Below are 24,822 nucleotides of genomic sequence, written 5' to 3' on the forward strand. Positions count from 1 at the left end.
GACTAGGGTGGGGGTCATGAGCTCCGAGAAGACCGGTGGCATGTTCCGTGGGCCTGGACCCAGAAGATGGTTTGCAGGCGCAGGCTTATCCATTCTTCTCTGGGCTTGGCCCACGTGGAACCTGGTGTGGTCCGTCAACGAGCCGCTTCCCTGGAAGCTGGCAGCCTCCACATCATTGATTGCCTTCTTCGTCGCCTACGCCGTTCTGCCGATGTACAGCCGGCGCCGCGGCAGCCGGACAGGCCTGGTGTGCGTCGGCATTCTCTTCGCCTTGAACGGGCTGGTGATTTTCCTGGTCGGCCGGGAGGCACTCTGGACGTGGCCGTTCCTCGCCTGTGCGATTGCCATGACAGCGTTGCCACCGCGCGTTGACTTCGCCCTGATCGTGGCGCTTGCGGCAGTCTCCTTGGCTACCGGGCTGTCCACAGACACACCGGAGCAGGCCTTTTCCCAGCCGGCACTCATCTTGTCGCTGGGCCTCATGATGTCTTCCTTTGCACGGATGATCCGGCAGACGTCCCGGTTGCGTGCGGCACAAAGCGAACTGGCGGATGCGGCCGTTGCCGCCGAGCGGAGCCGGGTTGCACGCGACATGCATGACATCCTGGGACACTCACTGACGGTGATCGCCGTCAAGGCTGAATTGGCCGGCCGGTTGATGGAAGGAGCCGCTGGGCCGTCCTTGGACAGGGCAGCGGCGGAAATCAGCGACGTGCAGGACCTTGCCCGCGGCGCCCTCGCTGATGTGAGGGCCACTGTCGCCGGTTATCGCGGCGTCAATGTCCTCGCCGAACTCGCAGCTGCCAGGAGTGCGCTGGAATCGGCAGGGATCGAGGCCGAGTTGCCCGGGACAGTTGAGCAAGTTCCTGCCCGGCATCGCGAGCTCTTCGGCTGGGTATTGAGGGAAGGCATCACCAACGTTGTGCGGCATTCCGGCGCCGCGCGTTGCCGCGTCCTGCTGACAGCGTCCGGCGTCCTGGTGGAGGACGACGGCGTGGGGCCGGCTCCCGAAGCCCGTCCGGGAAGCGGGCTGGATGGCATACGGGAGAGGGCGGCTGTGGCTGGCGGAAGCGTCAGCGTCGGCACCAGTGACCTTGGAGGGTTCAGATTGGCAGTTGACGTATGAGTATCCGATTGGTGATCGCTGACGATCAGGCACTGGTGCGTGGGGCTTTGGTGGCATTGCTGGGGTTGGAGCCAGACATTGAGGTGGTTGCAGAATTGGGCGATGGCACGGGCGTCGCCGCTGCTGTGGTGGAGCATTCCGCGGACGTCGCGATGCTGGATGTCGAGATGCCGGGCCTGGATGGAATCAGCGCAGCAGCTGCCGTACGCCGGGCGGCGCCTTCGTGCCGGGTACTGATGGTTACCACCTTTGGGCGGCCTGGCTACCTAAAACGCGCCATGCAGGCCGGAGCATCGGGGTTTGTCGTCAAAGATACCCCGGCGCGACAACTGGCCGATGCGGTGCGCCGCGTTCACCGGGGGCTTCGAGTGGTGGATCCAGCACTCGCTGCGGAATCGCTGACGTCCGGCGACAGCCCCCTGACGGAGCGTGAGACGGAAGTGTTGAGGGCTGCCGCTGCCGGTGGAACTGTTGCGGACATTGCCAGGACAGCGATCCTTTCCGAAGGGACGGTGCGGAACTACCTCTCCGCGGCGATGGCCAAGACCGGTGGAAGGACACGAGCCGAGGCGGTACGAATCGCTGCCGATAACGGTTGGCTCCTGTAGGGAATTACGGAACAGACGCGGGAACGTGCTGTGCCGAATAGTCGCCCGAGAGCCGATTTGCCCTGATTTGCGACAATGGATGGGTGACTGTAGTAGCAACGCCCCCTGCCCCAAAGCTTGAGCTTCCGCCTTTGCAGCTCGGCGGGATCACCGTGGACACTCCCGTGATCCTTGCCCCCATGGCGGGCATCACCAACTCAGCCTTCCGCAGGCTCTGCCGCGAATACGGTGGTGGCCTGTACGTGGCCGAGATGGTGACATCGCGTGCGCTGGTGGAACGGACTCCGGAATCTTTGCGCATCATCTCCCATGACGAGGATGAGAAAGTGCGTTCCGTGCAGCTCTACGGTGTTGACCCCGTAACGGTCGGCGCGGCAGTCCGCATGCTCGTCGAGGAAGACCGGGCTGACCACATCGACCTCAACTTCGGCTGCCCGGTGCCCAAGGTCACCCGCAGGGGTGGCGGTTCCGCGCTGCCATGGAAGATCGACCTCTTCACGTCCATCGTCCAGACCGCGGTTAAAGAAGCTTCCAAGGGCGGTATTCCGCTCACCATCAAGATGCGCAAGGGCATTGACGAGGACCACCTGACATACCTCGACGCCGGACGTATCGCGCGCGATGCAGGCGTGGCCGCCGTCGCCCTGCACGGCCGAACGGCCGCACAGTTCTATTCCGGCCAGGCTGACTGGTCCGCCATCGCGCGTCTTCGTGAAGCGCTGCCAGACATTCCAGTGCTGGGAAACGGTGATATCTGGTCCGCCGAGGACGCTGTCCGCATGGTCCGGGAAACCGGCGTGGATGGCGTAGTGGTTGGCCGTGGTTGCCAGGGCCGTCCGTGGCTGTTCGGTGATCTGCAGGCGGCGTTCGAAGGCAGCGACCAGCGGCACCGTCCGGGCCTGCGGGAGGTCGCCGAAGGCGTGTACCGTCATGCAGAGCTCATGGTGGAAACCTTCGGCAACGACGAGTACAAGGCACTGCGGGAAATCCGAAAGCATATGGCTTGGTACTTCAAGGGATACGTGGTGGGCGGGGAGCTTCGCGCCAAGCTGGCCACGGTTCCCACTCTTGAGGTCCTGCGCGGACTCCTTGAAGAGCTGGACATGGATTTGCCGTATCCGGGCATCGATTCCGAGGGTCCGCGCGGCCGCGCCGGATCACCGAAGAAACCCGCGCTGCCCAAGGACTGGCTCATGAGCCGTCAGCTGAACGCGGAACAAAGTGCTGAAATCTCCGCAGCAGAGCTGGACGTGTCAGGCGGCTAGCTTCACACGTGTAAGACTGGCTCAAGAGGCACCACACCACGGCGCTTGAAGGAGGCAGATACCCATGGGAACCGAAGCGATGCTGGGCCGCACTGGAACGCCGCACGATTACGTGCTGGCAATTCCGGGCTACACCGAAGCAGATTCTGCGCGGTGGGTGGAAGAGTCGCGAAAGACCACGTACCGTTCCGATTTTGAACGCGACCGCGCACGGGTCCTGCATTCCTCGGCCCTGCGACGGCTGGGCGCAAAAACCCAGGTTGTTGCTCCTGATACCGACGATTTCGTTCGTACCCGTCTGACGCACAGCCTGGAGGTTGCGCAGGTAGGCCGTGAACTTGGCCGTTCACTCGGATGCGATCCGGACGTCGTGGATACCGCATGCCTTAGCCATGACCTCGGTCACCCACCTTTTGGCCACAACGGTGAATCTGCCCTGAATGAGGTGGCACACACCATTGGTGGCTTCGAAGGCAACGCGCAGACGTTGAGGTTGTTAACGCGCCTGGAACCGAAAGTCCTTGCTGAGGACGGCAGGCCCGCCGGGCTCAACCTGACCCGCGCCAGCCTTGATGCTGCGTCCAAGTACCCGTGGTCCGCCGTCGACGCCCCCGTCATCCATGGCCACCGCACCAGCAAGTTCGGCGCGTATGAGGACGATCTTCCCGTGTTCGAATGGCTGCGTGAAGGCGCTCCGGGCAACCGTTCCTGCATCGAGGCCCAGGTGATGGACCTCGCGGACGATATTTCCTATTCCGTCCATGACGTCGAGGACGCAATCGTTRCCGGCCACTTCCAACTGAAGTGGATGGAGAATCCGGACCACCGTGCCCGCGTCGTGGGCTACACCAAGCAGTGGTACCTCCCACACAACGATCCTGCTGACATTGATGCTGCCCTTGCCCGGTTGGAGGCCACCGCCGTGTGGGTTCGTGAGGCCGATGGCAGCCGCAAGTCCATGGCCGCGCTGAAGGACATGACCAGCCAGCTCATCGGCCGGTTCTGCCAAAGCGCCATGGAAACCACGCGTGACCATTTTGGCCCTTCCAACCTGACCCGCTATGGCGCCGAGCTGATGGTCCCGGAGGACACAGTGACCGAAATCGCGGTCCTGAAGGGCCTGGCCACCACGTTCGTCATTTCCACGGACCACCGCCAGCCCGTTTATGAACGCCAGCGCGAAGTCCTGCACGCCCTGGTGGGCGTGCTGAACGCCACAGGCGACCGCCACCTCGAACCGATGTTCGCCGCTGACTGGCGTGACGCTGCCGACGACGGTGCGCGGCTGCGGGTAGTGATTGACCAAGTTGCATCGCTGACGGATGGTTCAGCGCTGGCCATGTACGAGCGCCTGGTGGGGAGCCTGCCGTCGCTCTGGTAACGCTTCCGTCGGTCCGTTAACGGCGGGGCTTCTTGGGGCAAGCGGCTAGGATGGTCACGTGGCTGGCCTCATCAAACGTGAAGATATCGACGAAGTACGCCAGCGCACGGATATCAAGGAAGTCGTTGACGGTTACGTCACCCTGAAGAGTGCTGGCTTGGGCAGCTTCAAGGGCCTGTGCCCCTTCCATGACGAACGCTCACCATCCTTCACTGTCCGCCCCCAAGTGGGCAGATATCACTGCTTCGGCTGCGGCGAAGACGGGGATGCCATCTCCTTCGTCCAGAAAATGGACCACAGTTCCTTCCAAGAGGCAGTGGAAAAGCTGGCCGCCAGGATCGGCTACGAGCTGCGTTACGAGGACGGCGGCACCGGTCCGAACCGCGAAGAAGTGGGCAAGCGCCAGCGCCTCCTGGATGCCCATAAGATCGCCGACGAGTTCTTCCGTGCCCAACTGCTGACGCCCGGAGCCGCCGAGGGCCGCAACTTCCTCGACGGCAGGGGCTTTGACCGCGCGGCCGCCGAGCACTTCGGCGTGGGCTATGCGCCGCAGGGCTGGGACTCGCTCCTCAAGCACCTGCGCGGCCGTGGGTTTACGGATGCCGAACTCAAACTTACGGGCATGTTTTCCGAAGGGAACCGGGGCATCTATGATCGCTTCCGTGGCAGGCTCATCTGGCCCATCCGGGACATTGCCGGGGATACCATCGGCTTCGGCGCCCGGAAACTCTACGAGGACGATCAGGGTCCAAAGTACCTGAACACCCCTGAAACGACTCTCTACAAAAAGTCCCAGGTCCTCTATGGGATCGACATCGCCAAGCGCAACATTGCCAAGGACCGGCAGCTGGTGGTGGTTGAGGGGTACACCGACGTCATGGCCTGTCACCTGGCAGGAGTCACGACGGCGGTCGCCACCTGCGGCACCGCGTTCGGCACCGAACACATCAAGATCGCCCGGCGCCTGCTTTCGGACGACGGCACCGGGGGAGAAGTAGTGTTCACCTTCGACGGAGACGCCGCCGGCCAGAAGGCCGCCCTCCGCGCCTTCGAGGAAGACCAACGATTCGTCGCGCAAACGTACGTCGCGGTAGAGCCCACTGGCGCTGATCCCTGTGATCTTCGTCAACTCAAGGGCGATGCCGCAGTACGTGAACTCATCGATAGCAGGAAGCCGCTCTTCGAGTTCGCCATTCGGGCCTCGCTCCGCAGGCACAACCTGGACACGGTAGAAGGTCGCGTCGCGGCGCTTCGGGAAGCGGCGCCCGTTGTGGCACAAATCCGCGACTCCGCCATCCGCCCCGCCTACATCCGCGAACTAGCCGGTTGGTTGGGCATGCCGATTGAGGAAGTCAGCCGCTACGTTGGGGCCGCAGCCAAGCGCGCGGCATCCGGCGCTGCTTCATCTGGCGCTGCTTCATCTGGCGGGGCTCAGTCCGGCGCTGCGGAGCAATCCACGACGACGACGGCAGCATCGTCGAACGGTCAGGCGTCGAACATTCAGGCCTTCAACCGTCCCGACCCGCGGGACCCCGTGGCAGGCATGGAGCGCCAAGCGTTGGAAGTGGTCCTCCAAGAGCCCTCAGTCCTGGGCGACGGGGCATGGGAGCGCTTTGAGGCGTCCCATTTTGCTACTCCTGCCTACGCGGCGGTCCACGCAGCCGTGCGTGCCACAGGACTGGCCCACGCGGCTGATCCCGTGGCATGGGTGGAGCACATCAGGCAGGAAGTCCCGGAGCCTCTGCGCCCCTTGGTTTCTGAGTTGGCAGTAACTCCTTTGCCGGCCAGCACCCCGGAAGCTATGCAACGATATTGCCGGGACATTTTGGCAAGGCTTTTCGAGCTGCAGATCACGCGCATTAAAGCGGACAAGATGGGCCAACTGCAGCGCCTTGATGCAACTGCATTTCCCGAGGAATTCCAGCGCCTGAACCGGGAACTGATGGTGTTGGAAATGCAGCGTCGAGCCTTGCGTTCAGACTCCTGAGGGCCCCTGCCGAGGACCGTCGGAAGTGGCCTGGAGGTTCGATTTCGTTTTCCGGCGGGGCCCTGTTAAGCTAGTAACCGCTTCATTCCTCCGTAGCTCAATTGGCAGAGCATTCGACTGTTAATCGAAGGGTTACTGGTTCAAGTCCAGTCGGAGGAGCGCACAATACCCCCGTTCCGGAGTTTCGGAACGGGGGTATTTTTATACCCCCAGGGGGTATCTCCGCCCGATTCGCATTCGCATAAAACCTTTGCTAAAGTCATAACCGCTTCATTCCTCCGTAGCTCAATTGGCAGAGCATTCGACTGTTAATCGAAGGGTTACTGGTTCAAGTCCAGTCGGAGGAGCGCAAGGACCCCGCATCGGTTTCACACTGGTGCGGGGTCCACCTTTTTTACACGAAATCCATCTCCACCTGAAGGAAGCGTGCGGCTTCGGCCACGGCTGCCAGGAATGCTTCCTGTTCGGTCGGGGGTGTCCGGGGTTCACGAGGATGCCACTCGTGGGGAGCGGAGTAAACGCGGGTGAAACCTCCGCCCGGTGGCGCATAGAAGATTCCAAAGCGCTGGACCGGCCACTCGGGTGACGTCTCCGGGGCAACCAGCAACGCGGCGTCCACGTCCGGGTTGTACCACTGGGCGATGGGCCGGCGGCGATCATCCGTGAAAAGGCCAGCAGCGTAGAGCGCCGCGGACTGGGGACTGGTCACAGAGCACAGGCGATCCCACCAGAGCGGCAGGATGCGTTCATCCCGACGCTGCCAAGGTGCCGGAAGCGGCTGCAGCTCTTGCCAATGTGGCACATCTCAACTTTATCGCCGGGGACGGGCCGGCAACAGGCCCTGCCTAACCGGACAAACCGAGTCTCGGATAGAGCACCTCGAAGCCCTTGGTCAGGCCGGCGTTCAATGCGATGCCTACATGCCCGCCGTTTGGCACCTCGTAATAGGTCACCGTCATTCCGGAAGCTTTGGCAGCTGTGGAGACAGCCTTCGCAGCTGCAACATACGTCACGTCATCCGAGCCCACGGTGAAAACGGCAGTGGTGTCGGGAAATTGCTTACCTTTCATGATGTTGATGGGCTTCTGTGCGTCATAGGCTGCCTGGTTGCCACCAAAGATCTCGGCCAGGTTGCCTGCAGGATCCTCCGCGCCGGGGAACTCCTCACCGGAGATGTCCACCACATTGCCCCACATCTTCGGGTATTTGAGCGCAAACGAGATGGCGCACTGCCCGCCGTTGGAGTATCCGGCGATGGTCCAATGGTCGCGGTCCGGGAGGATGTTCAGGTTTGCTTTGGCCCAGTTCACCACGTCAACGTTGATGTACTTCTCCACGTTTCCGTATTTGGCTGTGTCCAGGCACAGAGTGTCGTCTTGATCCGGTCCGATCTGGTCGGCCACGATCGCGATGGGGGCAAGGCCATTGTTCTTCGCAGCAAATTCATCCAACGCGGCCGAAACGTACTGGGGGTCGGGGAGGCCCGGCTGGCCCATCATGAGGACAAACAAGGGCAATCGGGGAGGGTTCTCCGTCAGGGCAGCAGGTGGCAAGTAGATCCCGGCAGGGCGGGCATTGAAACCCGAGGCGGTGGCTGGAATGACCTGCGTTCCCACCTCGCCCTTTGTTGGCATGTTGGCTGGCGGTTTCCAGTTTTGCCAGAGGGGTCCGGAAGGGAGGGGAGCGTCCGGGTCCGGTTTGCTCAGTTGGATGGCTTCCTCAGTGGAAATCCCCAGCGCTGAGCCCAGGGTCCTGTTGAGCCCGAACTCCATGTTGACGCCCAGCGCAGTGACCAGGAGGAACACAGGAATCGATATGGCCGCCACCACCTTCCGCCACCGGGGAGTGTGGCGAAAACTAACCACGGCCAGCCCAAGGGCAGCGAAGCCGGTGATCACCCAGAACCACACGCGAGGTGTCAGCCCCACGTGGAAGACGTCCAGGACATCCTCAACGATCCAGACCGTAAACCAACCCAGCGCCGCTGTTACCACAATGCCAACCACTGCAGTGATCACCCAGCGCGAAGACGGCCTGAGGAACAGCAACAGGAAAAGCCCGACGCCGATGACCACGGCTATCGTCATGACCACCGGGCCGCTGATCTCGATTTCCAGGAGGCCCTTCATGACTGCCGCATCCGTCCGGTGGCGGTCACGCGGCCGGCTCCCGGGCAACCATTTGCCGTAGCAAACCGGCGCTCTGTGCGCGAGACAAACCCGGCAAGTACGCCGAGCCAACGGCAAGACCTATGGAAGGCAGGGCCAGCGGGTCCCGGTAATACATGTACAGAGTGCGGTGCTCGGGCTGGAACCGCGATTTGAAAGCTGCCAGGGACTTGAAGCCGTACATGGGTTCCAGTGCATTGCCCAGCATTGCCAGGACCCGGTCCAAGGCGCTGTGGTCACCGTCGTCCGTCGCGGCCCCTGTATTGGCCAGCGGGGAGCCTGACAGCGAGATGTGGGGAACGTCGTCCTTGAAGTGCGTAACGGCAGAGGCGATCAGGAATTCCATGACCCCTTTGAATCCAGTGGTTCGGCGGCGCATGAAGTCCAAGGTCCAACCCGACACCACGCCGTCGGTAAAGACCGGCAGCCAGCTCGTGACCCCATGGACGAGGCCGTCGTCGTCCACAGCCACGCAACACATGACTTCGGGATCCTTCAGTTCATCCAGTCCGCCCAACGTGAACCCCATCTCGGGAAGGGCCTTGTCCGCCACCCACTCTTCCGAGATTTCGGCCAGTTGTGCCCGGATCCCCGGTGGCATCTCCGCGTAGTGGTACCAGTGGTCCCTGATGGACAGCTTCTCAGCCCTGTTCACCGCGGTCCTGACGTTCTGCCATTCCTTGCCTTTGAACGTCATCGCCTGGATGTTCAGCAGCGTTTCTTCGGCCACCTCCAGTTTGCGGAAGCCGCGGGGGAGGAGGGCCTCGTCGAGCTCCGCCGTGGCCGAGTAGAAGCACGGTGTGAGGCCCAGTGCCGCGCAATGGGCCAGGAAGCCCGTCGCAGCCTCGGTATGGTGCTGGCGGGCCCCGAACGGACCCGCCACGGTCAGGGCAACTCCGTTGTGCACTTGGTAGGCGAGGCCAGCCCTCCTGTCGGGAGTGAACCAGTATTGGTTGTTGTCCCACAKGGCCATCCAGGACAGGGTGCCCCCGCCGTCGTGAAGCAATTCACGAGTGTGTCCCAGATCTGCAGCAGGGTCTTTTGCCAGCGTCCGGAACCGCTGGAAATTGTTCAGGACCATCAAAAGGATGCAGAGCCAGATGACATCCCCGCCCAGTCCGTAGAGAACAGTGCTCAGCAGTCCCTGCGGCAGCTCAACGACGAACGGAACGGGGAAGGGGACCAGGATGTGGGTCAATTGCCCTGCGAGGTCCCACAGCGATGAGCGGCTCGGGTTGCCCTCTACGAACCAGAAGGCCACGTAAAGGACCGCCGCCACAGCAGCCATGATGAGGGTAGTCCTGCCCAGGACGCGATATCCGGCATCGCTGGACTCCACCCGGAATTTGTGGCGGTTGATCACCAGCAGGACCGCGATGATCAGCGGTGCCAGGATTGCGGGAACGGCATAGAGCAGGAGGTAGCCGATGTCGTCATTGCCGAGTGTCACTTCCGGATCCGTCACGTACTGCAGGATTGCCACGCTGGTCACGAACGCCAGGTACAGCTGGATGACCAGGGTCAGTCGGTATGCAAGGCGGCGACCACGGCGCAGCCCCTCGGCACAGACAAGCAGCAACAGCACCGGGATCACTGTGAGGATGGTGGCACCGAAACTCTGCACGCCCACAACGCTCTGCAGCGTGACGCAGCTCTTGTCGTTGTCGCAGGCTTCCTTCACTTCGTCCACGCTGGGGCTCGCTTGAAGCATCACCTCGGAAACCACAGAAAGCGGCCCCACCTCCAACGTGCCCGTTAACTGGGTGAGCAAGGGGCCAAGGGCGAAGACACCCACCACAGTGCCCACAAGGAACCGGGTCTCACGAAGGCTCGAGGAATGAAGCGAGCCCGCACGCCGTCGCAGCACCAGGGCCTGAACGGCCCAACCGGCCAGAATGCCGATGACAGCGCCGGCAAGGGCCTGCAGTGTTTGTGCGACGCCTACAAACAACGCAAACATGAGCGTTGCTGCCAGCAGCCATGTCCGGAGGCGACGACGCCAGAGTGCCTCCAGTGTCGCCGTCGAATATCCCAAGGCAGCGGCGGCACCACCGTACGCGCCCACAACGTACTCGCCACCCAGGAAACTAAGCCATTGGTCGCTGTTGTCCGTCCCAAAAGCAACGAGCCCCATCAGCACCAAGGCGCTGAGCGCGGAACCAAAGATAAATGCTGCCAGGGCCAACCATGGACCCATACTGCGCTCGGCGATGCCCACGCCCACCAGGATCAGAACGGTACATGCCAGATAGTCCAGCAAGGATGAGGCAAAGAATGACGAGGTGAAGATGGACCAACCCGGCCCCGGATCCAGCGCCAAACCCAGCCCGACTTGTTCCAGGAGTGCCTCGTTGGGGCCGGCGATGAGGCTCCCCGTAACTGCGCCGACAAGCCAAAGGAACAGCACGAGTCCCAAGGTCAGGGGCAGACGTCGTATGGCCGCCAGGCCGTAAACAGTGCCCCGATATCCCACAGCCGCACTCATGTGATGTCCCCTTCACCGGCGAAGCGGGGGAAACCCCCGGCTGGCCACCATTCTGCCCTGCCGGGCGCCCTAAGGGGAGGGCTTACGGGGGTCGATAGACCCGGGGCCGATAGACCCGGGGCCGATGGACCCGGGGCCGATAGGCCCGGGGCCGATAGGCCCGATTACGGTTAGTCCCGATTCCAGGGGCCCGGGTTCACCCGGTACAGCAGGGCGGCTCCAATGACGGCGCCAAGTATCGCCCCGAACAGTGCACTCCCGGCCAGGCGGCCCAACAACGCCCCGACGACGGCGCCAAGCACGGCCCCGAGGAAAAGGCCCCTGCCGTTGCGGTGCGGTTTCTTGGTCGTGGTCACAGCCTATGGTCCGGTTTGATGAATGCCGTACTAGTGGATTGACGGGCCTAGTGGATTGAAGGGACCGTCCGCGGCCGGACCACGAGCCACAGCGCGGCGATGGCTCCGGTGATGCAGACCGCCTGGACCGCGCCCATGGGTACCGCTGAATCGACACCGAGCCAGCCGACCACAGGGGGGACGATGCCCGCCATCATGAATTGCGCCGCGCCCAGGAGCGATGCCGCCGTCCCCGCTTGGGCTCCATGGTTCGCCAAGGAGAGGACCTGGACGCAGGGGAACAGGAAGCCTGTAGCGCAAATGTAGAACCACAGCGGGATCAGGATGCCCCAGAGACCTACGTGCAGGAGATCGAGCACGATAATCAGGGCCGCCATCAGCAGCATGAACACCGTGGCTCCGGCCACGATCCACTGCGGGGCCACGCGTCGGATCAACCTTGAGCTGATCTGGACGCCAGCCACGATGCCCAGCGAATTGACGCCGAAGAGGAGGCCGTATTCCTGGGGAGAGAATTCGTAAATGTTCTGGAACAGGAAAGTGGAGGCCGACAGGTAAGCGAACAAACCACCGAAGTTAAGGCTGCCTACCATTAACATGCCCACGAAGATCCGGTCCGTCAGCACCGTCTTGTACCGCTGCCGCACTGTGACTGCGGACTTCCCGCGGCGTTCCGCCGGCAGGGTTTCGCGAATGAAGAAGATCGCGGCCAATATCACCAACGTGCCGTAGCAGGCCAGGAAGTAGAAGATACCGGGCCACGGGAACACCAGCAGCAACTGGGAACCGATGATAGGGGCAAGGATCGGGGCAAGCCCGTTGACTAAGGACATCCGGGAGAACATGCGGACCATCGAGTAGCCGTGGAACAGGTCCCGAACCATGGCCATTGCGACGACGCCGCCACCGGCGGCACCGATACCCATGAGCACGCGGAAGAGGGACAGGAACCCAATGTCCGGAGCCAAAGCAGCGCCCAACGATGATCCGATATGAAGGGCAGTGGCGAGGATCAAGGGCAGGCGACGGCCAAACTTGTCGCTGAAGGGACCAACCACCAGCTGCCCAAGGCCAAACCCGACGGTGGTGCCAGTCAGTGTCAGCTGGATAGCCGTGGCTGAAACGCCAAAACTCTCCTCCAGCGCAGGGAACGCAGGAAGGTAGAGATCCACAGTGAAGGGCCCCAAAGCGGTCAGGGCACCGAGAAGGACAATGTAGACAAGCTTTTCGCGTCGGCTCAGGGAATCGCCCGGAGCAATGGGATTGGTCACGATCATCTATCCTATGGCCGTCACATCATATTTATGCAGCTACCTCAGGCGCGCCGCGGTGTCATGGGCGAAAGTTGAGCCGGAACCTGAATGATAGTTTTGAGGACAGGTGCCCGCGGCGATCTCTTTCCGGCCGCGTTCGCCCGACACGATGCCCAGAGGAAGCAGTTAGGCGGAACCCAATGAGTGGACGTCACACCGGCCGGACCAGCACGAGACCAGCCATCCGTACTTTGCCGAAGACCCTCAAGCTCGTTGCCCGTTTGGCTCCCAGGCAACTCAACGATGAGATCGCCCTTGCCAAGGTCGAACTCAAGCGCAAGGCCACCCAGGTTGGGGTGGCCGGCGCGTTCTTTGGCGTAGCCCTTGTTTTCATGTCGCTCCTTGTGATCGCGCTGGTGGTGGCCGCGATTCTTGGGTTGGCTACCATCATGCCGGGTTGGCTTGCGGCGTTGATCGTTGCAGCGGTCTTTCTTGTCATCGTCGCGCTCGGGGCCTTGATCGGCGTCGCCAAGTTCAAGAAGGCCATGCCGTTGATCCCTGAGGACACCATCCGTGGACTCAAGCACGATCTGGGAATTGCGAAGGAAGGCTCGGCCTTCGACGAATCGATCCTCGATCCCAATTCGCCCGCTGCCAAGGCGGCGAAGGCCGCGAAGGAAGCTGCCGCTGAAAAGGCGAAGGCAGAAAAGGCCGCAAAGGAAGCAGCCAAGGAAGCGGACGCCGTCAAGGCACCCACCGAAGCAGAACTCCGCCTGCGCCTGGACAAGCGACGCGAACACCTCACGGGCGTGCGCGATGAACTTGGCGAGCAGTTGGACGTCAAAAAGCAGGGCCAGGCTTTGCTGGGCACGGCCACAGTGAAACTCCAGGAGGGAAAGGACTTTGCTTCAGCGAAGTTCGCTGACCTAGGAGAGGCGGTCCCTGAGGACCTCACCGGACGCCTTGCTTCCCGGTGGAAGGACCTCGTGGCTTTCGCCGCCGCTGCTGCAGTCTTCGTGGTTGCCCTGCGGAAGCTGCTGAAGAAGTAGCAGCCTGCCGCAGTACCGCACACACTGGAGTAGAGGAAGGGGGACACCATGAGGTTTATCGGTGCTGGTTCGCATCCGGACCGTCCCCAGGTGGACCACGACCTCCTCTTCACTGTTCCCAACATGCTCACAGTTCTGCGCTTCATGGGCGTCCCGCTCTTTGTGTGGTTGGTCCTGTGGCAGAAGGAATACGGCTTCGCTGTGCTCGTGCTGGTCATCATGGGCAGCACTGACTGGGTGGATGGCTACATCGCCCGCCGCTTTGACCAAACCTCCAAGCTGGGCAGGATCCTGGACCCCCTGGCGGACAGGGCGGCGCTCATAGCCGTAGCAGTCACTTTGGCGATTGCCGGCGTCGTGCAGTGGTGGTACCTGGCCGCACTGGTGGTGCCGGACGCCATTCTGGCCATTGCCTCCCTGATCTACTTCCGCAGCCATCCGGACCTTCCCGTGAGCATCATCGGCAAGATCCGCACCGGGTTCCTGCTGGTGGGCACGCCGTTGCTGGTTCTTTCCAAATTGCCGATTCCCTACACGGACGCCTACTTCGCCGCCGCCTGGGTTTTCCTCGGCCTCGGACTGCTGGGCCACTGGATCGCGGCCTACAACTACTACTGGGCCATCCTGCGTAAAGGCAAAGAACTGCGGTCCAACGACGGCGGACACGGCTGATGGTGTGGCTGGCGGTTTCCCTTGCCGTACTTGGTGCCTTTTTCCTTGCCATTGGCGCCCAACGCCAAGGAAGCGCGGTCAAGGCCGATACCGGCGGCCTGGCCCTGAGTTCCAACGGGTTCCTGCGGCTTCTACGCAATCCACGATGGATGCTTGGGCTCTTGCTGTTGTGCCTGGGCATGGTGATGAATGCGATCGCCCTTGTATCGGCACCCCTGACGGTGGTGCAGCCGATTGGTGCGATCGCACTGGTCATTACCACTGTGGTCAACGCCAAGGATCAAGGCTTGAGCATCAACCGCGCCACCGTCGTGGCCATCACGGCCTGCGTCACTGGGTCCGCCTTGTTCGTACTCCTGGCTGTGTTTGTCACGCAGGAAAACCACCACGTCAGCGCTGCAGACGAACTGACAATCGTGATGCTCCTGGCCCTGGCCGTGGGCCTTTTCGGCACCCTGGCCGTGGTGTTTAAACACCGTATGAGCGCCTTCATTTACATCTTGGGAGCAGGCATACTGTTTGGCTTCGTGGCCGTCCTGACCCGAATCATCGGCAAGCATCTGCTGGATCCCAACGGTCTGTTCCTGCTCAATGTCCAGTGGTACACGCTCATTGCCATCGCGGCCGCCGGTGGCCTGGGTTCCTGGTTCGTCCAGAGCGCCTATTCAAGCGGCCCTCCGGATTTGGTCATAGCCGGACTCACCGTGGTGGACCCCATGGTGGGCATAGCCATCGGCATCGTTATCCTTGGTGAGCTTCGTCCCGATGTCCATGCTGTGATGGCAATCAGCATGGCCGTCGCAGCTTCCCTTGCTATCGTGGGGGTTATTGCCTTGAGCCGGCACCACCCGGAAGTCACCAAGCGTAAGAAGGACGCGAAGGCGGCTGCAAGCCGGAAGGCCTAGGCAAAGCTTTAACTTGCGCCGCCGCTTTCCAGCGGTCCGGCAACCCGGCGACACCACGGCATTGACCCGTTCAACGCTGTTCCGCACCGTGACCATCAGGAGTTCTCCACGTGACCATTCCCGACACCAACAAACCCCTTACCATCCTGATCGCTGCGGACACCTACCCGCCGCACGTAAACGGTGCCGCTCAGTTCGGCTACCGCCTGGCCAAGGGAATGACGGCGCGCGGACACAACGTGCACGTGTTGGCTTGCCGTCCGGACACTGGCAAGAGCTACACCGAGTTCCGTGACGAGGCCACCGTGCACCGCCTCCGCTCGCATGGAGTATTCACCCACGAATACTTCCGCATCTGCTTCCCGTGGGAAATCAAGAAGGAAATCAGCCTCCTGTTCGACAAAGTCCAACCGGACGTGGTGCACATCCAAAGCCACTACATGATTGGGGAACACGTACTCTACGAGGCCGTAAGGCGCGGCATCAGGATTGTCGCCACTAACCACTTCATGCCTGAAAACCTGAACCCGTTCCTGCCCTTCCCGCAGTGGTTCAAGAACATCGTAGGGCGCATCTCCTGGAAGGACATGGGCAAGGTGATGGGCCAGGCTGACGTCGTCACAACACCCACTCCTCTGGCCGCCAAGGCGATGCACCAGCACGCTTTCCTCCGTAAGGTCTTGCCGTTGTCCAATGGAATTGACTCCGGCGCCTATGAGCTTCAGCCCGGCGAGACGATCGAACCCCATGCCAATCCGACTGTTCTTTTCGCGGGACGCCTTGCGGAAGAGAAGCACGTTAATGTGCTGATCGACGCCATTGCCAAGACCCCGCGAGAACTCAACGTCCACCTTGAGATCGTGGGCGGCGGGGAAGTGCGCCCGGCCTTGGAAGCACAGGTGGCCAAGCTTGGCTTGGGGGAGCGGGTGAAATTCCTTGGACTGGCAAGCGATGAAGAGCTGCGCGAGGCCTACATCAAGGCCGACATCTTCTGCATGCCAGGCACCGCTGAACTTCAATCGTTGGTGACACTCGAAGCAATGTCTGCCTCCACTCCGGTGCTCTTGGCCAATGCCATGGCACTCCCGCATCTGGTCCGCGACGGCGAAAACGGATACCTCTTCACACCGAACGACAGCACGGAGCTCGCGTCGAAGATCACCAAGCTGGTGGAGCTTCCCGAAGACCAACTGAAAGCCATGGGCAAGGTAAGCCGCGAGATGGTGGAGCCGCACAGCATCAACGGGACACTCCAGACGTTCGAGGACCTCTACCGCGGGGCTTCCTACGAGGACATGGTGGTGTGACAAAAGCACTCTCAAGTAGCTATTAGTATTGCTAGAGTGCATTTGCCCCAACTGCTGCTTCTTAGCGGCCGGAGGGGCGTCACGGGGCTATAGCTCAGCTGGTTAGAGCGCGGGACTCATAATCCTAAGGTCCTCGGTTCAAGTCCGAGTAGCCCTACCTTTACACAGGAGCCGTGGTTGGCGTTTCATACGTCAGCCACGGCTCCTTTCTGTTCTCTGGCGACGCCCGAATTCTTCAGCGCCTCGCCCGCGGGCTGATGACGCCTAAATCCGGGCGTCGTCAGCCCGTTTCGTGGGCACCAAGGAATTTGCGTGGCGCCGGCTGATCCGCCGAGTAGGAGATCGCGCTGTGAAAATCCCGGGAGCCTCAATTACTCCATCCGTCTCGTTGCGGTGAACGGTGCAACTACGGTATGTTACTCATCAGTAACTTACTACTCGCCGGTAACTTCCGGGGCCGTGACGTGGTCGCAGGTGACCACCCTTGAAGGAGCGCACATGTCCAACGCTGCATTCGACGCCAACAACCTTCCTTATGCCGATGGTGACTTCTACGCCTTCGAGCAGATGCTGACGGGCAAGGAGCAGGACCGCCTGGCCGAGGTTCGGGAGTTCCTGGCCCGCGAGGTCAAGCCCATCGCCGTGGACTGCTGGAACCGCGCTGAGTTTCCGATGGAGCTCATCCCTAAGTTGGCGGAAATCGACCTCGTCAGCCCTGTGCGCCGGCAAGGCTATTCGAATCTCTTCGCCGGCATCCTCCATGCGGAAGTGACCCGCGCCGACGCTTCCATTGCGACGTTCATGGGTGTCCATGATGGTCTGTTCACCGGCTCCATCGAAACCCTTGCTTCCCAGGAGCAGAAGGATGCCTGGCTTCCGGACATCTACTCCTTGAAGAAGATCGGCGCCTTCGGTTTGACCGAACCCCTGGGCGGTTCGGATGTGGCAGGAGGTACCCGGACCACCGCGCAGCGCGATGGAGACAACTGGATCCTCAACGGCGCCAAGCGCTGGATCGGCAACGCCACGTTCTCCGATTGGGTGGTCATCTACGCCAAGGATGTGGCCGACAACCACGTCAAGGCATTCCTCGTGGACACCTCACTGCCCGGATACTCGGCAAGCAAGATCGAGAACAAGATCTCCCTGCGTACTGTGCAGAACGCCGACATCATCCTGGACAACGTGGTGGTGCCGGACTTCTTCAAGCTGGCCAACGGCAACAGCTTCCGCGATACCAACAAAGTCCTCAAGGTGACCCGGCTCGCCGTCGCCTGGCAAGCCGTGGGGCTTCAGCTCGCTGCCTTCGATGTGGCCCGAGCCTACGCGGTGGAGCGCCAGCAATTTGGCAGGCCCCTGGCGGCCTTCCAGTTGGTGCAGAACCAGTTGGTTCAGATCCTGGGCAATGCGGTGGCATCAATGGGCATGATGGTGCGGTTGGCCCAGCTTGAGGATGCGGGGGTTGCAAAGGACGAGCAGTCAGCGTTGGCGAAGGCGTTCACAACCGCCCGCATGCGGGAAAGTGTTGCCCTTGGCCGCGGGATCCTGGGTGGCAATGGCATTGTCACGGACTACGAAATGGCAAAGATCTTCTCCGACGCGGAGGCCATCTACTCCTACGAAGGCACGCACGAGATCAACACCCTGGTGACTGGACGCGCCATCACGGGAGTTTCGGCCATCGTGTAGGTTTTCTGCCATCGTCCAGGTACAAAGCCCCGCACCAATGCCCTCTATTCCAGCGGCAACAGGATGGATGGCCTCAGATCCTCCACGAATCCCAAAGGGTTGACGTAATCCTCGCCGCGGCGGACGCCCCAATGTATGCAAGCAGTAGAGCTGCAGTGTCCGGGGACCAGGGAGCCGATAACCTGGCCCTTTTGCACGGCATCTCCGGGTTTTAGGTCGCTGATCACCGGCTCAAAGCTGCTGCGAAGGCCCTCGCCATGATCGATCGTCAGGACCGGACGGTCAACCACGACGCCAGCAAAGGTCACCACGCCATCGGATGGCGAGGTGACCGGGGCGCCGTCGAACGTTGGCCCCAGGTCCACGCCGCGGTGTCCGCTCAGCCACGGCTTGTCCGGCGGATCGAACGCGCGAAGGATGGCGGGCTTGGGGGAGAGTGGCCAAGCCCACCGCTCCTCTGCCGGCGCCGTTGCACCCGGGATTCCGGCCAGGGTGGCGGCGAGGACAAAAGTGGATATGGAGAGCTTCAAAATGGCCATGTACCAAGGCTTTCCGCTCCCGCCCTGCCGTACCATCCCCGGGCTGTCCTATGTGGACAACATCGCGTTCGGTCGGTCAAACGAGTGGTGCTGCTGTAGTACACTTGGTGGAGCAGTTTGCTGTGCCCTCAAGCTAATTCAGGAGCATGTCTCATTCAGATATGTGAGGGTCCAGAGCTGACTACGCGTATCCAGCCCTCCACCAGCGAAGCCTCTTGGCTTTAGGCTGCGGAGGATTGTGCCTCTTGCGGTCCGGTTGAGCCTTGTGGCCCCACATCGGATGAGAAGTGCAATGGATGCCAGGAGCCGCGCCCGTCCGGGCAAAGGCTAAACAACCGTCAACTATTGGCAGGGTAAGAGCAGCCCCATGGGCTCTCTCATGAATGACCTGCCGGAAGGAGCGTCGGCATGCCCGTCGTAACTATGCGCCAGCTGCTTGACAGCGGCGTCCACTTTGGACACCAGACCCGTCGTTGGAACCCGAAGATGAAGCGCTTCATCTTCACGGAGCGCAACGGCATCTACATCATTGACCTTCAGCAGTCGCTGTCCTACATCGACCGCGCCTACGAGTTCGTCAAGGCTACTGTCGCCCACGGCGGCACCGTCCTGTTCGTCGGCACCAAGAAGCAGGCTCAGGAAGCAATTGCCGAGCAGGCTACCCGCGTTGGCCAGCCGTACGTGAACCAGCGTTGGTTGGGCGGTATGCTCACCAACTTCCAGACCGTCGCCAAGCGTATCCAGCGCATGAAGGAACTCGAAGAGATCAACTTCGAGGACGTCGCCGGCTCCGGTTACACCAAGAAGGAGCTCCTGCTCCTCAAGCGCGAACTCACCAAGCTTGAGTCCAACCTCGGTGGTATCCGCAACCTGACCAAGGCCCCGTCTGTTCTGTGGGTTGTTGACACCAAGAAGGAACACCTTGCTGTCGACGAAGCCAAGAAGCTGAACATCCCGGTTGTTGCCATCCTGGACACCAACTGCGATCCCGATGAAGTTGACTTCCCGATCCCGGGCAACGACGACGCCATCCGCTCCGTCAACCTGCTTACCCGCGTTGTTGCCGACGCCGTTGCTGAGGGCCTCATCGCCCGCAACCAGCGCGCCACCGGCACCACCGAGGCTCCGGAAGAGCCGCTGGCCGAGTGGGAGCGCGAGCTCCTCGAAGGCAGCAAGACTGAAGAAGCTCCGGCCGCCGAGGCTGCTGAAGCTCCCGCTGCCGAAGCTACTGAAGCTGCAGCCGGCGAAGCCGAAGCAACCAAGTAAATTTGGACCTTCCCTGAGACCGGAGACGGCATCGGGGGCATCTGACAGGATGGCGGCTCACACGGTGGGCTGCTGTCCTGTCAGTCCGTAATCACACAACTTTCTAGACAGAGGGGTTCACATGGCGAACTACACTGCTGCTGACATCAAGGCCCTGCGCGAGCGCACCGGCGCCGGCATGATGGACGTCAAGAAGGCTCTTGACGAAGCCAACGGTGACGCCGAGAAGGCCATCGAAATCATCCGCATCAAGGGCCTCAAGGGCGCTACCAAGCGCGAAGGCCGCTCCACCGCTGAGGGCCTGGTTGCTGCCAAGGTTACCGACGGCGTGGGCGTAATGATCGAGGTCAACTGCGAGACCGACTTCGTCGCCAAGGCTGACAAGTTCATCCAGCTGGCTGACAAGGTCCTCAACGTTGCAGTCGAGTCCGGCGCTGCCGACCTCGAAACCCTGCTCGCTACCGAGGTCGACGGCAAGCCGCTGTCCGAAATCGTCATCGAAGAGGGCGCTGTCCTCGGCGAAAAGGTTGTTGTCCGCCGTATTTCCCGCGTTGAGGGCACCACGGTTGACGCCTACCTGCACAAGACCTCCAAGGACCTTCCTGCACAGGTCGGCGTCCTGTTCGCTGTTGATGGTGAAGGCGAAGCCGCTGCCACCGCAGCACACGACATCGCTGTCCACGTTGCAGCCATGGCTCCGAACTACCTGACCCGCGAAGACGTCCCGACCGAACTGGTCGAGTCCGAGCGCCGCATCGCTGAAGAGACTGCCAAGGCTGAAGGCAAGCCGGAAGCTGCCCTCTCCAAGATTGTTGAAGGCCGTGTGACGGGCTTCTACAAGGGTGAGGTCCTGGTTGACCAGGCATTCGCCAAGGATTCCAAGAAGACCGTTGCACAGGTCCTCGAAGAAGCCGGCGTCAAGGCAACCGCAGTATCCCGTTTCCGAGTCGGAAACTAGTAATTCATGAAAAGGGGTGGTCACTTCGGTGGCCGCCCCTTTTTCATGCACCCGTCCGGGTAGTATCTGCGCGGACGCACAGCACGATAATCTAGCCAGAGTCCACCAACGGGAAGGCACCATGGAAACCGTCAATACTGCAATCCAGCCCGAGAAGACCCGCCGCCGTGTACTTCTGAAACTTTCCGGCGAGGTCATCGGCGGAGGCAAGCTCGGCGTCGATCCTGAGACCGTCCGCGCTATCGCCAAGCAGATCGCTGCTGCCGTCGCTGACGTCGAAGTAGCCATTGTGGTTGGCGGTGGAAACTTCTTCCGCGGAGCCGAACTATCCCAGAGCGGCATGGACCGTTCCCGTGCGGACTACATGGGCATGCTTGGCACGGTCATGAACTGCCTCGCGCTGCAGGACTTCCTGGAGCAGGCGGGTGTCGAAACCCGCGTCCAGAGCGCCATCACCATGGGCCAGGTGGCAGAGGCGTACATTCCTCGCCGGGCCATCCGCCACATGGAAAAGGGCCGCGTGGTCATCTTCGGTGCAGGAGCCGGTCTGCCGTACTTCTCCACGGACACAGTAGCTGCACAGCGTGCGCTCGAAGTCCACGCCGACGTCGTACTGATGGCCAAGAGCGGTGTGGATGGCGTCTACACCGCAGATCCCAAGAAGGATTCCTCCGCCGAAAAGCTTGATGTCCTCAGCTATGACGACGCCCTGCGCCGGGACATTCGGGTCATGGACCAGACAGCCATGACCATGTGCAAGGACAACAACCTCTCCATGGTGGTCTTTGGCATGGAGGGCGAGGGCAACGTTACCCGCGCCATCCTGGGTGAAACGCTGGGAACCCTGGTTACTCCCTAGCAGCGGCTAGGATATTTCTAGGACCGTCCGCCCCTCGTGGCGGATCTTTACTGTGCATTCCTGTAACGTGCATTGCCGCCCGCAGTTGGGCAGCGACTATTTTCTGAGGAGAAACCCGTGATCGAAGAGACCTTGCTCGAAGCCGGCGAGAAGATGGACAAGGCGGTTGAGGTAGCCAAGGAAGATTTCGCCTCGATCCGTACGGGCCGGGCAAACCCAGGGCTCTACAACAAGGTGATCGTGGAGTACTACGGCACACCCACTCCGCTGCAGCAGCTCGCATCCTTCGCAGTTCCGGACGCACGGACCATCCTCATCACGCCGTACGACAAAACGGCACTGCGTGACATCGAGAAAGCCTTGAGCGACTCCGAGGTTGGCGCCAACCCCTCCAACGACGGCAACATCATCCGTGTCACCATCCCGGAGCTCACCAAGGAGCGCCGCAAGGAATACGTCAAGATCGTCAAGGGCAAGGGTGAAGACGCCAAGGTCTCCATCCGCAGCATCCGCCGCAAGGCCAAGGACGCTATCGACAAATTCGTCAAGGACGGCGACGCCGGCGAGGACGAAGGTTCACGCGGTGAGAAGGAACTCGACGCCATCACCAAGCAGCACGTCGACAGCATTGACGAACTGCTCAAGCGCAAGGAAGCCGAGCTGCTCGAGGTCTAATGAACCAGGCAGAGCCGGCACCCGCTGGGCGGGTCCCGACACGCGATACGAGCAAACGCGTCAGGCGTCTGCGAGGGAACCCGACGCCGAAGGCAGGCCGTAATCTTCCGGCTGCCATCGGCGTCGGGCTTGCCATGCTTTTCGCCGTGCTTGGGGGACTGCTGTTCCTCCCGCTCGGATTCGTCCTGCTCACAACATCGTTTGCGGTGCTGGGCGTTTGGGAAGTTTTCAGGGCCCTCGAGGCCCAGGGGACCAGGATGCCGATCATCCCAGTGATGATCGGAACCCTGGTGATGCCTGTTTCCGCCTACTTTGGCGGTTTGGAAGGCTTGTTGTTCACCATGACGGCAAGCTGCGTCGCAGTGCTGCTGTGGCGCTCCATTGAGAGTGCCGCAGGTGCCCCCCGCAGCGTCTTCGCGGGTGTCTTCACTCTCGCTTGGATACCGTTCCTGATCAGCTTCGCCGCGCTCCCGCTGCATGCCAGCGGCGGCGCGACTCCGGTCGGCTTGTGGCCGGACGGCATTCCAGGTGGAGCCTGGCAGATCGCCACCATGCTGCTCCTGGTCGTATCGAATGACACGTTCGGTTACATCGTGGGCGCCTCCTTTGGGAAGCACCCGATGGCACCGAAAATCAGTCCCAAAAAGTCCTGGGAAGGATTTGCCGGTTCTGTCGCAGGCGCCATGATCATTGGTGTTCTTGCGTGTGTCCTCATGTTGGACAAACCGTGGTGGGTTGGCCTGGTGCTGGCTACCGGCATGGTTGCTGCTTCGACGGCGGGAGACCTCGCCGAGTCCATGGTCAAGCGCGAACTTGGCGTGAAGGACATGAGCAGCATCCTTCCCGGCCACGGCGGTGTCATGGACCGTTTGGACTCGATCGTCTTCGCGGCCCCTGTAGCCTATGTTCTGTTCGCGCTGCTGAGCGGCGTCTGACACCCCGATGAAGGAAAATTAGTGACTTTGGATATTCGTCGCCAGATTCCCGCAACGTTCGATCGCGTTGAGCGCAGCAAGTATGGCTACAACGCCAAGCAAGTGGATGCGTTCCTTAGCCGTGCCAGGACTTCTTTCGAGAACCCTGTGGGTGCCGCCGATCAAGTGGCCAGTACGGATGTACGCGATGTAGCTTTTGACCCGGTCAAGGGTGGTTACGACGCCAACAGCGTCGACGCCGCGTTGGATCGGCTTGAAGACGCTTTCGCAAGGCGGGAACGCGATGACCTCATCAGCCAGCAGGGCGAGGAAGCCTGGCTGCGGCAGATCGGTAAACTCTCCGGCATCCTTCGTGGACGGCTGCACCGGCCCGACGGCGAACGATTCCGCCGCCCGGCCAAGAAGAAAGTCCGCAGCTACAACGTCCAGGACGTGGATGCACTCTGCGCCGAACTCATCGGTTACCTGGAACACGATCAGCCCCTCAGCGTGGACACCGTTCGCCGCGCCGTCTTCCGCGCCGCCAAGGGCGACGAAGGCTATGACGAAGCCCAGGTGGATGCATTCCTTGACCGTGTGGTTGAACTGATGGCGGCCATCGACTGAGAAGGCCTCCAAACGCAGAAGGCCTCCAAACTAACGTGGTGTTGGGGAGATGGGTGGGTTGTTCTTCCACACATCGAGGTAGCGGCGCCTCCCTCGAGCCAGCACTGTAACGAAAAAAGCCAGTGCTGCCACGACGGCAACGCCCACCGCGACAGCGGCTGGCAGTCCTGCCACCAACAGCGCCGAGCCAACCAACAAGGCGATCAGTGCTGCGTTTACAGTTGCCATGAATATCATGCTGCTGCCGGCCACTTGGCTGAAGTCCTTCCTGCCGCCGAAGAAGTAGTACGTACGTTTCGAACCTTCTTGGTCGTCGTGGGATCCAGCCATAAGGTACCTCGCCATGCCTGGATCCAGATCTACGTACGCGGCCCGCAACCGGTTCATGGCGATGACGTACATAAGATCCTCCATTCCGACGCTGATGACGCGTATGTGGGTTAACAGCCCCACCATCAGGTCAATGGTGAGGATGGTCAGCGCGAATGCCCTGAAGGCTTCGGAGAATTGCGTAGCTTGTCCCACCAGGGCAACACTCAGCAGGCTGGCCGATGTGAACGTCAGGAACATGCTGATACGCGTGAGCACCTCACCTTGTGTAGTGCTCCTTGAAGCAAGAAGGCTCCAGTGTTCGGTGGCCAGCAGCTGGGCCCTGATGCTGGGCGACAACGCCGGTAGGGTCATGGGCGGTTCGGGGCTGGCTGCACCCGGTTCCTCGGACATGGCGTCATTG

At 61.5% G+C, this 24,822-nt stretch carries 23 protein-coding genes and 3 tRNA genes; 19 read left to right on the top strand and 7 right to left on the bottom strand.

The window, feature by feature from the left end:
- Window positions 1–16 precede the first annotated feature (16 nt).
- The 7 genes from AB4Y87_RS21110 to AB4Y87_RS21140 all read left to right on the top strand — a co-directional run bounded on the left by AB4Y87_RS21110 (window position 17) and on the right by AB4Y87_RS21140 (window position 6,714).
- Window positions 17–1,126 carry a sensor histidine kinase gene (locus AB4Y87_RS21110; protein WP_442006221.1) on the top strand — a complete coding sequence of 370 codons (1,110 nt, stop codon included), beginning with the start codon at window positions 17–19 and terminating at the stop codon, window positions 1,124–1,126.
- Window positions 1,123–1,734: a response regulator transcription factor gene (locus tag AB4Y87_RS21115; protein ID WP_442006222.1), complete on the top strand. Its 612-nt coding sequence runs from the start codon at window positions 1,123–1,125 to the stop codon at window positions 1,732–1,734. The genes AB4Y87_RS21110 and AB4Y87_RS21115 overlap by 4 nt, the downstream gene beginning before the upstream one ends.
- Before the next feature lie 83 nt (window positions 1,735–1,817).
- On the top strand, window positions 1,818–2,999 hold the full coding sequence (gene dusB / locus AB4Y87_RS21120) for a tRNA dihydrouridine synthase DusB (protein WP_442006223.1): 1,182 nt from the start codon (window positions 1,818–1,820) through the stop codon (window positions 2,997–2,999).
- 64 nt (window positions 3,000–3,063) lie between these two features.
- Window positions 3,064–4,380: a deoxyguanosinetriphosphate triphosphohydrolase gene (locus tag AB4Y87_RS21125; protein ID WP_442006224.1), complete on the top strand. Its 1,317-nt coding sequence runs from the start codon at window positions 3,064–3,066 to the stop codon at window positions 4,378–4,380.
- A 58-nt stretch (window positions 4,381–4,438) separates the two neighbouring features.
- On the top strand, window positions 4,439–6,367 hold the full coding sequence (gene dnaG, locus AB4Y87_RS21130; protein ID WP_442006225.1) for a DNA primase: 1,929 nt from the start codon (window positions 4,439–4,441) through the stop codon (window positions 6,365–6,367).
- Between the two features lie 86 nt (window positions 6,368–6,453).
- Window positions 6,454–6,526 (top strand) — tRNA-Asn (locus AB4Y87_RS21135).
- Window positions 6,527–6,641: 115 nt separating this feature from the next.
- A tRNA-Asn gene (locus tag AB4Y87_RS21140) sits at window positions 6,642–6,714 on the top strand.
- A 47-nt stretch (window positions 6,715–6,761) separates the two neighbouring features.
- Here the strand turns inward: AB4Y87_RS21140 and AB4Y87_RS21145 are convergent.
- The 5 genes from AB4Y87_RS21145 to AB4Y87_RS21165 form a co-directional block, all read right to left on the bottom strand.
- On the bottom strand, window positions 6,762–7,169 hold the full coding sequence (locus AB4Y87_RS21145) for a hypothetical protein (RefSeq protein ID WP_442006226.1): 408 nt from the start codon (window positions 7,167–7,169) through the stop codon (window positions 6,762–6,764).
- Window positions 7,170–7,212: 43 nt separating this feature from the next.
- Entirely contained in the window at window positions 7,213–8,496 is a 1,284-nt protein-coding gene (locus tag AB4Y87_RS21150) for an alpha/beta hydrolase (protein ID WP_442006227.1), read from the bottom strand.
- A gap of 25 nt (window positions 8,497–8,521) precedes the next feature.
- A complete protein-coding gene (locus tag AB4Y87_RS21155) occupies window positions 8,522–11,020 on the bottom strand; it encodes a bifunctional lysylphosphatidylglycerol flippase/synthetase MprF (RefSeq protein ID WP_442006228.1) in 2,499 nt (832 codons plus the stop codon).
- A gap of 170 nt (window positions 11,021–11,190) precedes the next feature.
- A complete protein-coding gene (locus AB4Y87_RS21160; RefSeq protein ID WP_442006229.1) occupies window positions 11,191–11,376 on the bottom strand; it encodes a glycine zipper domain-containing protein in 186 nt (61 codons plus the stop codon).
- A gap of 47 nt (window positions 11,377–11,423) precedes the next feature.
- Window positions 11,424–12,653 carry a multidrug effflux MFS transporter gene (locus tag AB4Y87_RS21165; RefSeq protein ID WP_442006230.1) on the bottom strand — a complete coding sequence of 410 codons (1,230 nt, stop codon included), beginning with the start codon at window positions 12,651–12,653 and terminating at the stop codon, window positions 11,424–11,426.
- A 176-nt stretch (window positions 12,654–12,829) separates the two neighbouring features.
- Here AB4Y87_RS21165 and AB4Y87_RS21170 point away from each other — a divergent pair, with 176 nt between their 5' ends.
- The 6 genes from AB4Y87_RS21170 to AB4Y87_RS21195 all read left to right on the top strand — a co-directional run bounded on the left by AB4Y87_RS21170 (window position 12,830) and on the right by AB4Y87_RS21195 (window position 18,251).
- Entirely contained in the window at window positions 12,830–13,678 is an 849-nt protein-coding gene (locus AB4Y87_RS21170) for a phage holin family protein (RefSeq protein ID WP_442006231.1), read from the top strand.
- Window positions 13,679–13,726: 48 nt separating this feature from the next.
- Complete coding sequence (locus tag AB4Y87_RS21175) at window positions 13,727–14,350, top strand: CDP-alcohol phosphatidyltransferase family protein (protein WP_442006232.1); 624 nt, start codon at window positions 13,727–13,729, stop codon at window positions 14,348–14,350.
- The gene (locus AB4Y87_RS21180; RefSeq protein WP_442006233.1) at window positions 14,350–15,255 is read left to right on the top strand and encodes a DMT family transporter; all 906 of its coding nucleotides are present in this window, start codon (window positions 14,350–14,352) and stop codon (window positions 15,253–15,255) included. The genes AB4Y87_RS21175 and AB4Y87_RS21180 overlap by 1 nt, the downstream gene beginning before the upstream one ends.
- 110 nt (window positions 15,256–15,365) lie before the next feature.
- Window positions 15,366–16,562 carry a glycosyltransferase gene (locus tag AB4Y87_RS21185; protein ID WP_442006234.1) on the top strand — a complete coding sequence of 399 codons (1,197 nt, stop codon included), beginning with the start codon at window positions 15,366–15,368 and terminating at the stop codon, window positions 16,560–16,562.
- An 83-nt stretch (window positions 16,563–16,645) separates the two neighbouring features.
- Window positions 16,646–16,719: transfer RNA gene (locus tag AB4Y87_RS21190), tRNA-Ile, on the top strand.
- Window positions 16,720–17,060: 341 nt separating this feature from the next.
- Window positions 17,061–18,251 (top strand): acyl-CoA dehydrogenase family protein, encoded by a 1,191-nt coding sequence (locus AB4Y87_RS21195; protein ID WP_442006235.1) that lies wholly within the window; start codon window positions 17,061–17,063, stop codon window positions 18,249–18,251.
- A 44-nt stretch (window positions 18,252–18,295) separates the two neighbouring features.
- On the opposite strand, the gene AB4Y87_RS21200 is transcribed toward AB4Y87_RS21195, so the two are convergent.
- Complete coding sequence (locus AB4Y87_RS21200) at window positions 18,296–18,790, bottom strand: M23 family metallopeptidase (protein WP_442006236.1); 495 nt, start codon at window positions 18,788–18,790, stop codon at window positions 18,296–18,298.
- Window positions 18,791–19,198: 408 nt separating this feature from the next.
- Between AB4Y87_RS21200 and rpsB the strand changes: the two genes are divergently transcribed.
- The 6 genes from rpsB to AB4Y87_RS21230 all read left to right on the top strand — a co-directional run bounded on the left by rpsB (window position 19,199) and on the right by AB4Y87_RS21230 (window position 24,089).
- Complete coding sequence (gene rpsB, locus AB4Y87_RS21205) at window positions 19,199–20,056, top strand: 30S ribosomal protein S2 (protein ID WP_442006237.1); 858 nt, start codon at window positions 19,199–19,201, stop codon at window positions 20,054–20,056.
- A gap of 121 nt (window positions 20,057–20,177) precedes the next feature.
- Window positions 20,178–21,014: a translation elongation factor Ts gene (tsf, locus tag AB4Y87_RS21210; RefSeq protein WP_442006238.1), complete on the top strand. Its 837-nt coding sequence runs from the start codon at window positions 20,178–20,180 to the stop codon at window positions 21,012–21,014.
- Window positions 21,015–21,135: 121 nt separating this feature from the next.
- The gene (gene pyrH, locus AB4Y87_RS21215) at window positions 21,136–21,873 is read left to right on the top strand and encodes a UMP kinase (protein ID WP_224092194.1); all 738 of its coding nucleotides are present in this window, start codon (window positions 21,136–21,138) and stop codon (window positions 21,871–21,873) included.
- Between the two features lie 117 nt (window positions 21,874–21,990).
- Entirely contained in the window at window positions 21,991–22,548 is a 558-nt protein-coding gene (frr, locus tag AB4Y87_RS21220; protein ID WP_216925335.1) for a ribosome recycling factor, read from the top strand.
- Window positions 22,548–23,483: a phosphatidate cytidylyltransferase gene (locus tag AB4Y87_RS21225; RefSeq protein WP_431119376.1), complete on the top strand. Its 936-nt coding sequence runs from the start codon at window positions 22,548–22,550 to the stop codon at window positions 23,481–23,483. Before frr ends, AB4Y87_RS21225 begins: the two co-directional genes overlap by 1 nt.
- A gap of 21 nt (window positions 23,484–23,504) precedes the next feature.
- Window positions 23,505–24,089, top strand: coding sequence for a DivIVA domain-containing protein (locus AB4Y87_RS21230; protein ID WP_442006239.1), 585 nt, complete (start codon window positions 23,505–23,507; stop codon window positions 24,087–24,089).
- Window positions 24,090–24,119: 30 nt separating this feature from the next.
- Here AB4Y87_RS21230 and AB4Y87_RS21235 read toward each other — a convergent pair whose 3' ends face one another.
- Window positions 24,120–24,812: a hypothetical protein gene (locus AB4Y87_RS21235; RefSeq protein ID WP_442006240.1), complete on the bottom strand. Its 693-nt coding sequence runs from the start codon at window positions 24,810–24,812 to the stop codon at window positions 24,120–24,122.
- Window positions 24,813–24,822 lie beyond the last annotated feature (10 nt).

Source organism: Paenarthrobacter sp. RAF54_2 (assembly GCF_052113945.1).
Classification (GTDB): Bacteria; Actinomycetota; Actinomycetes; order Actinomycetales; family Micrococcaceae; genus Arthrobacter.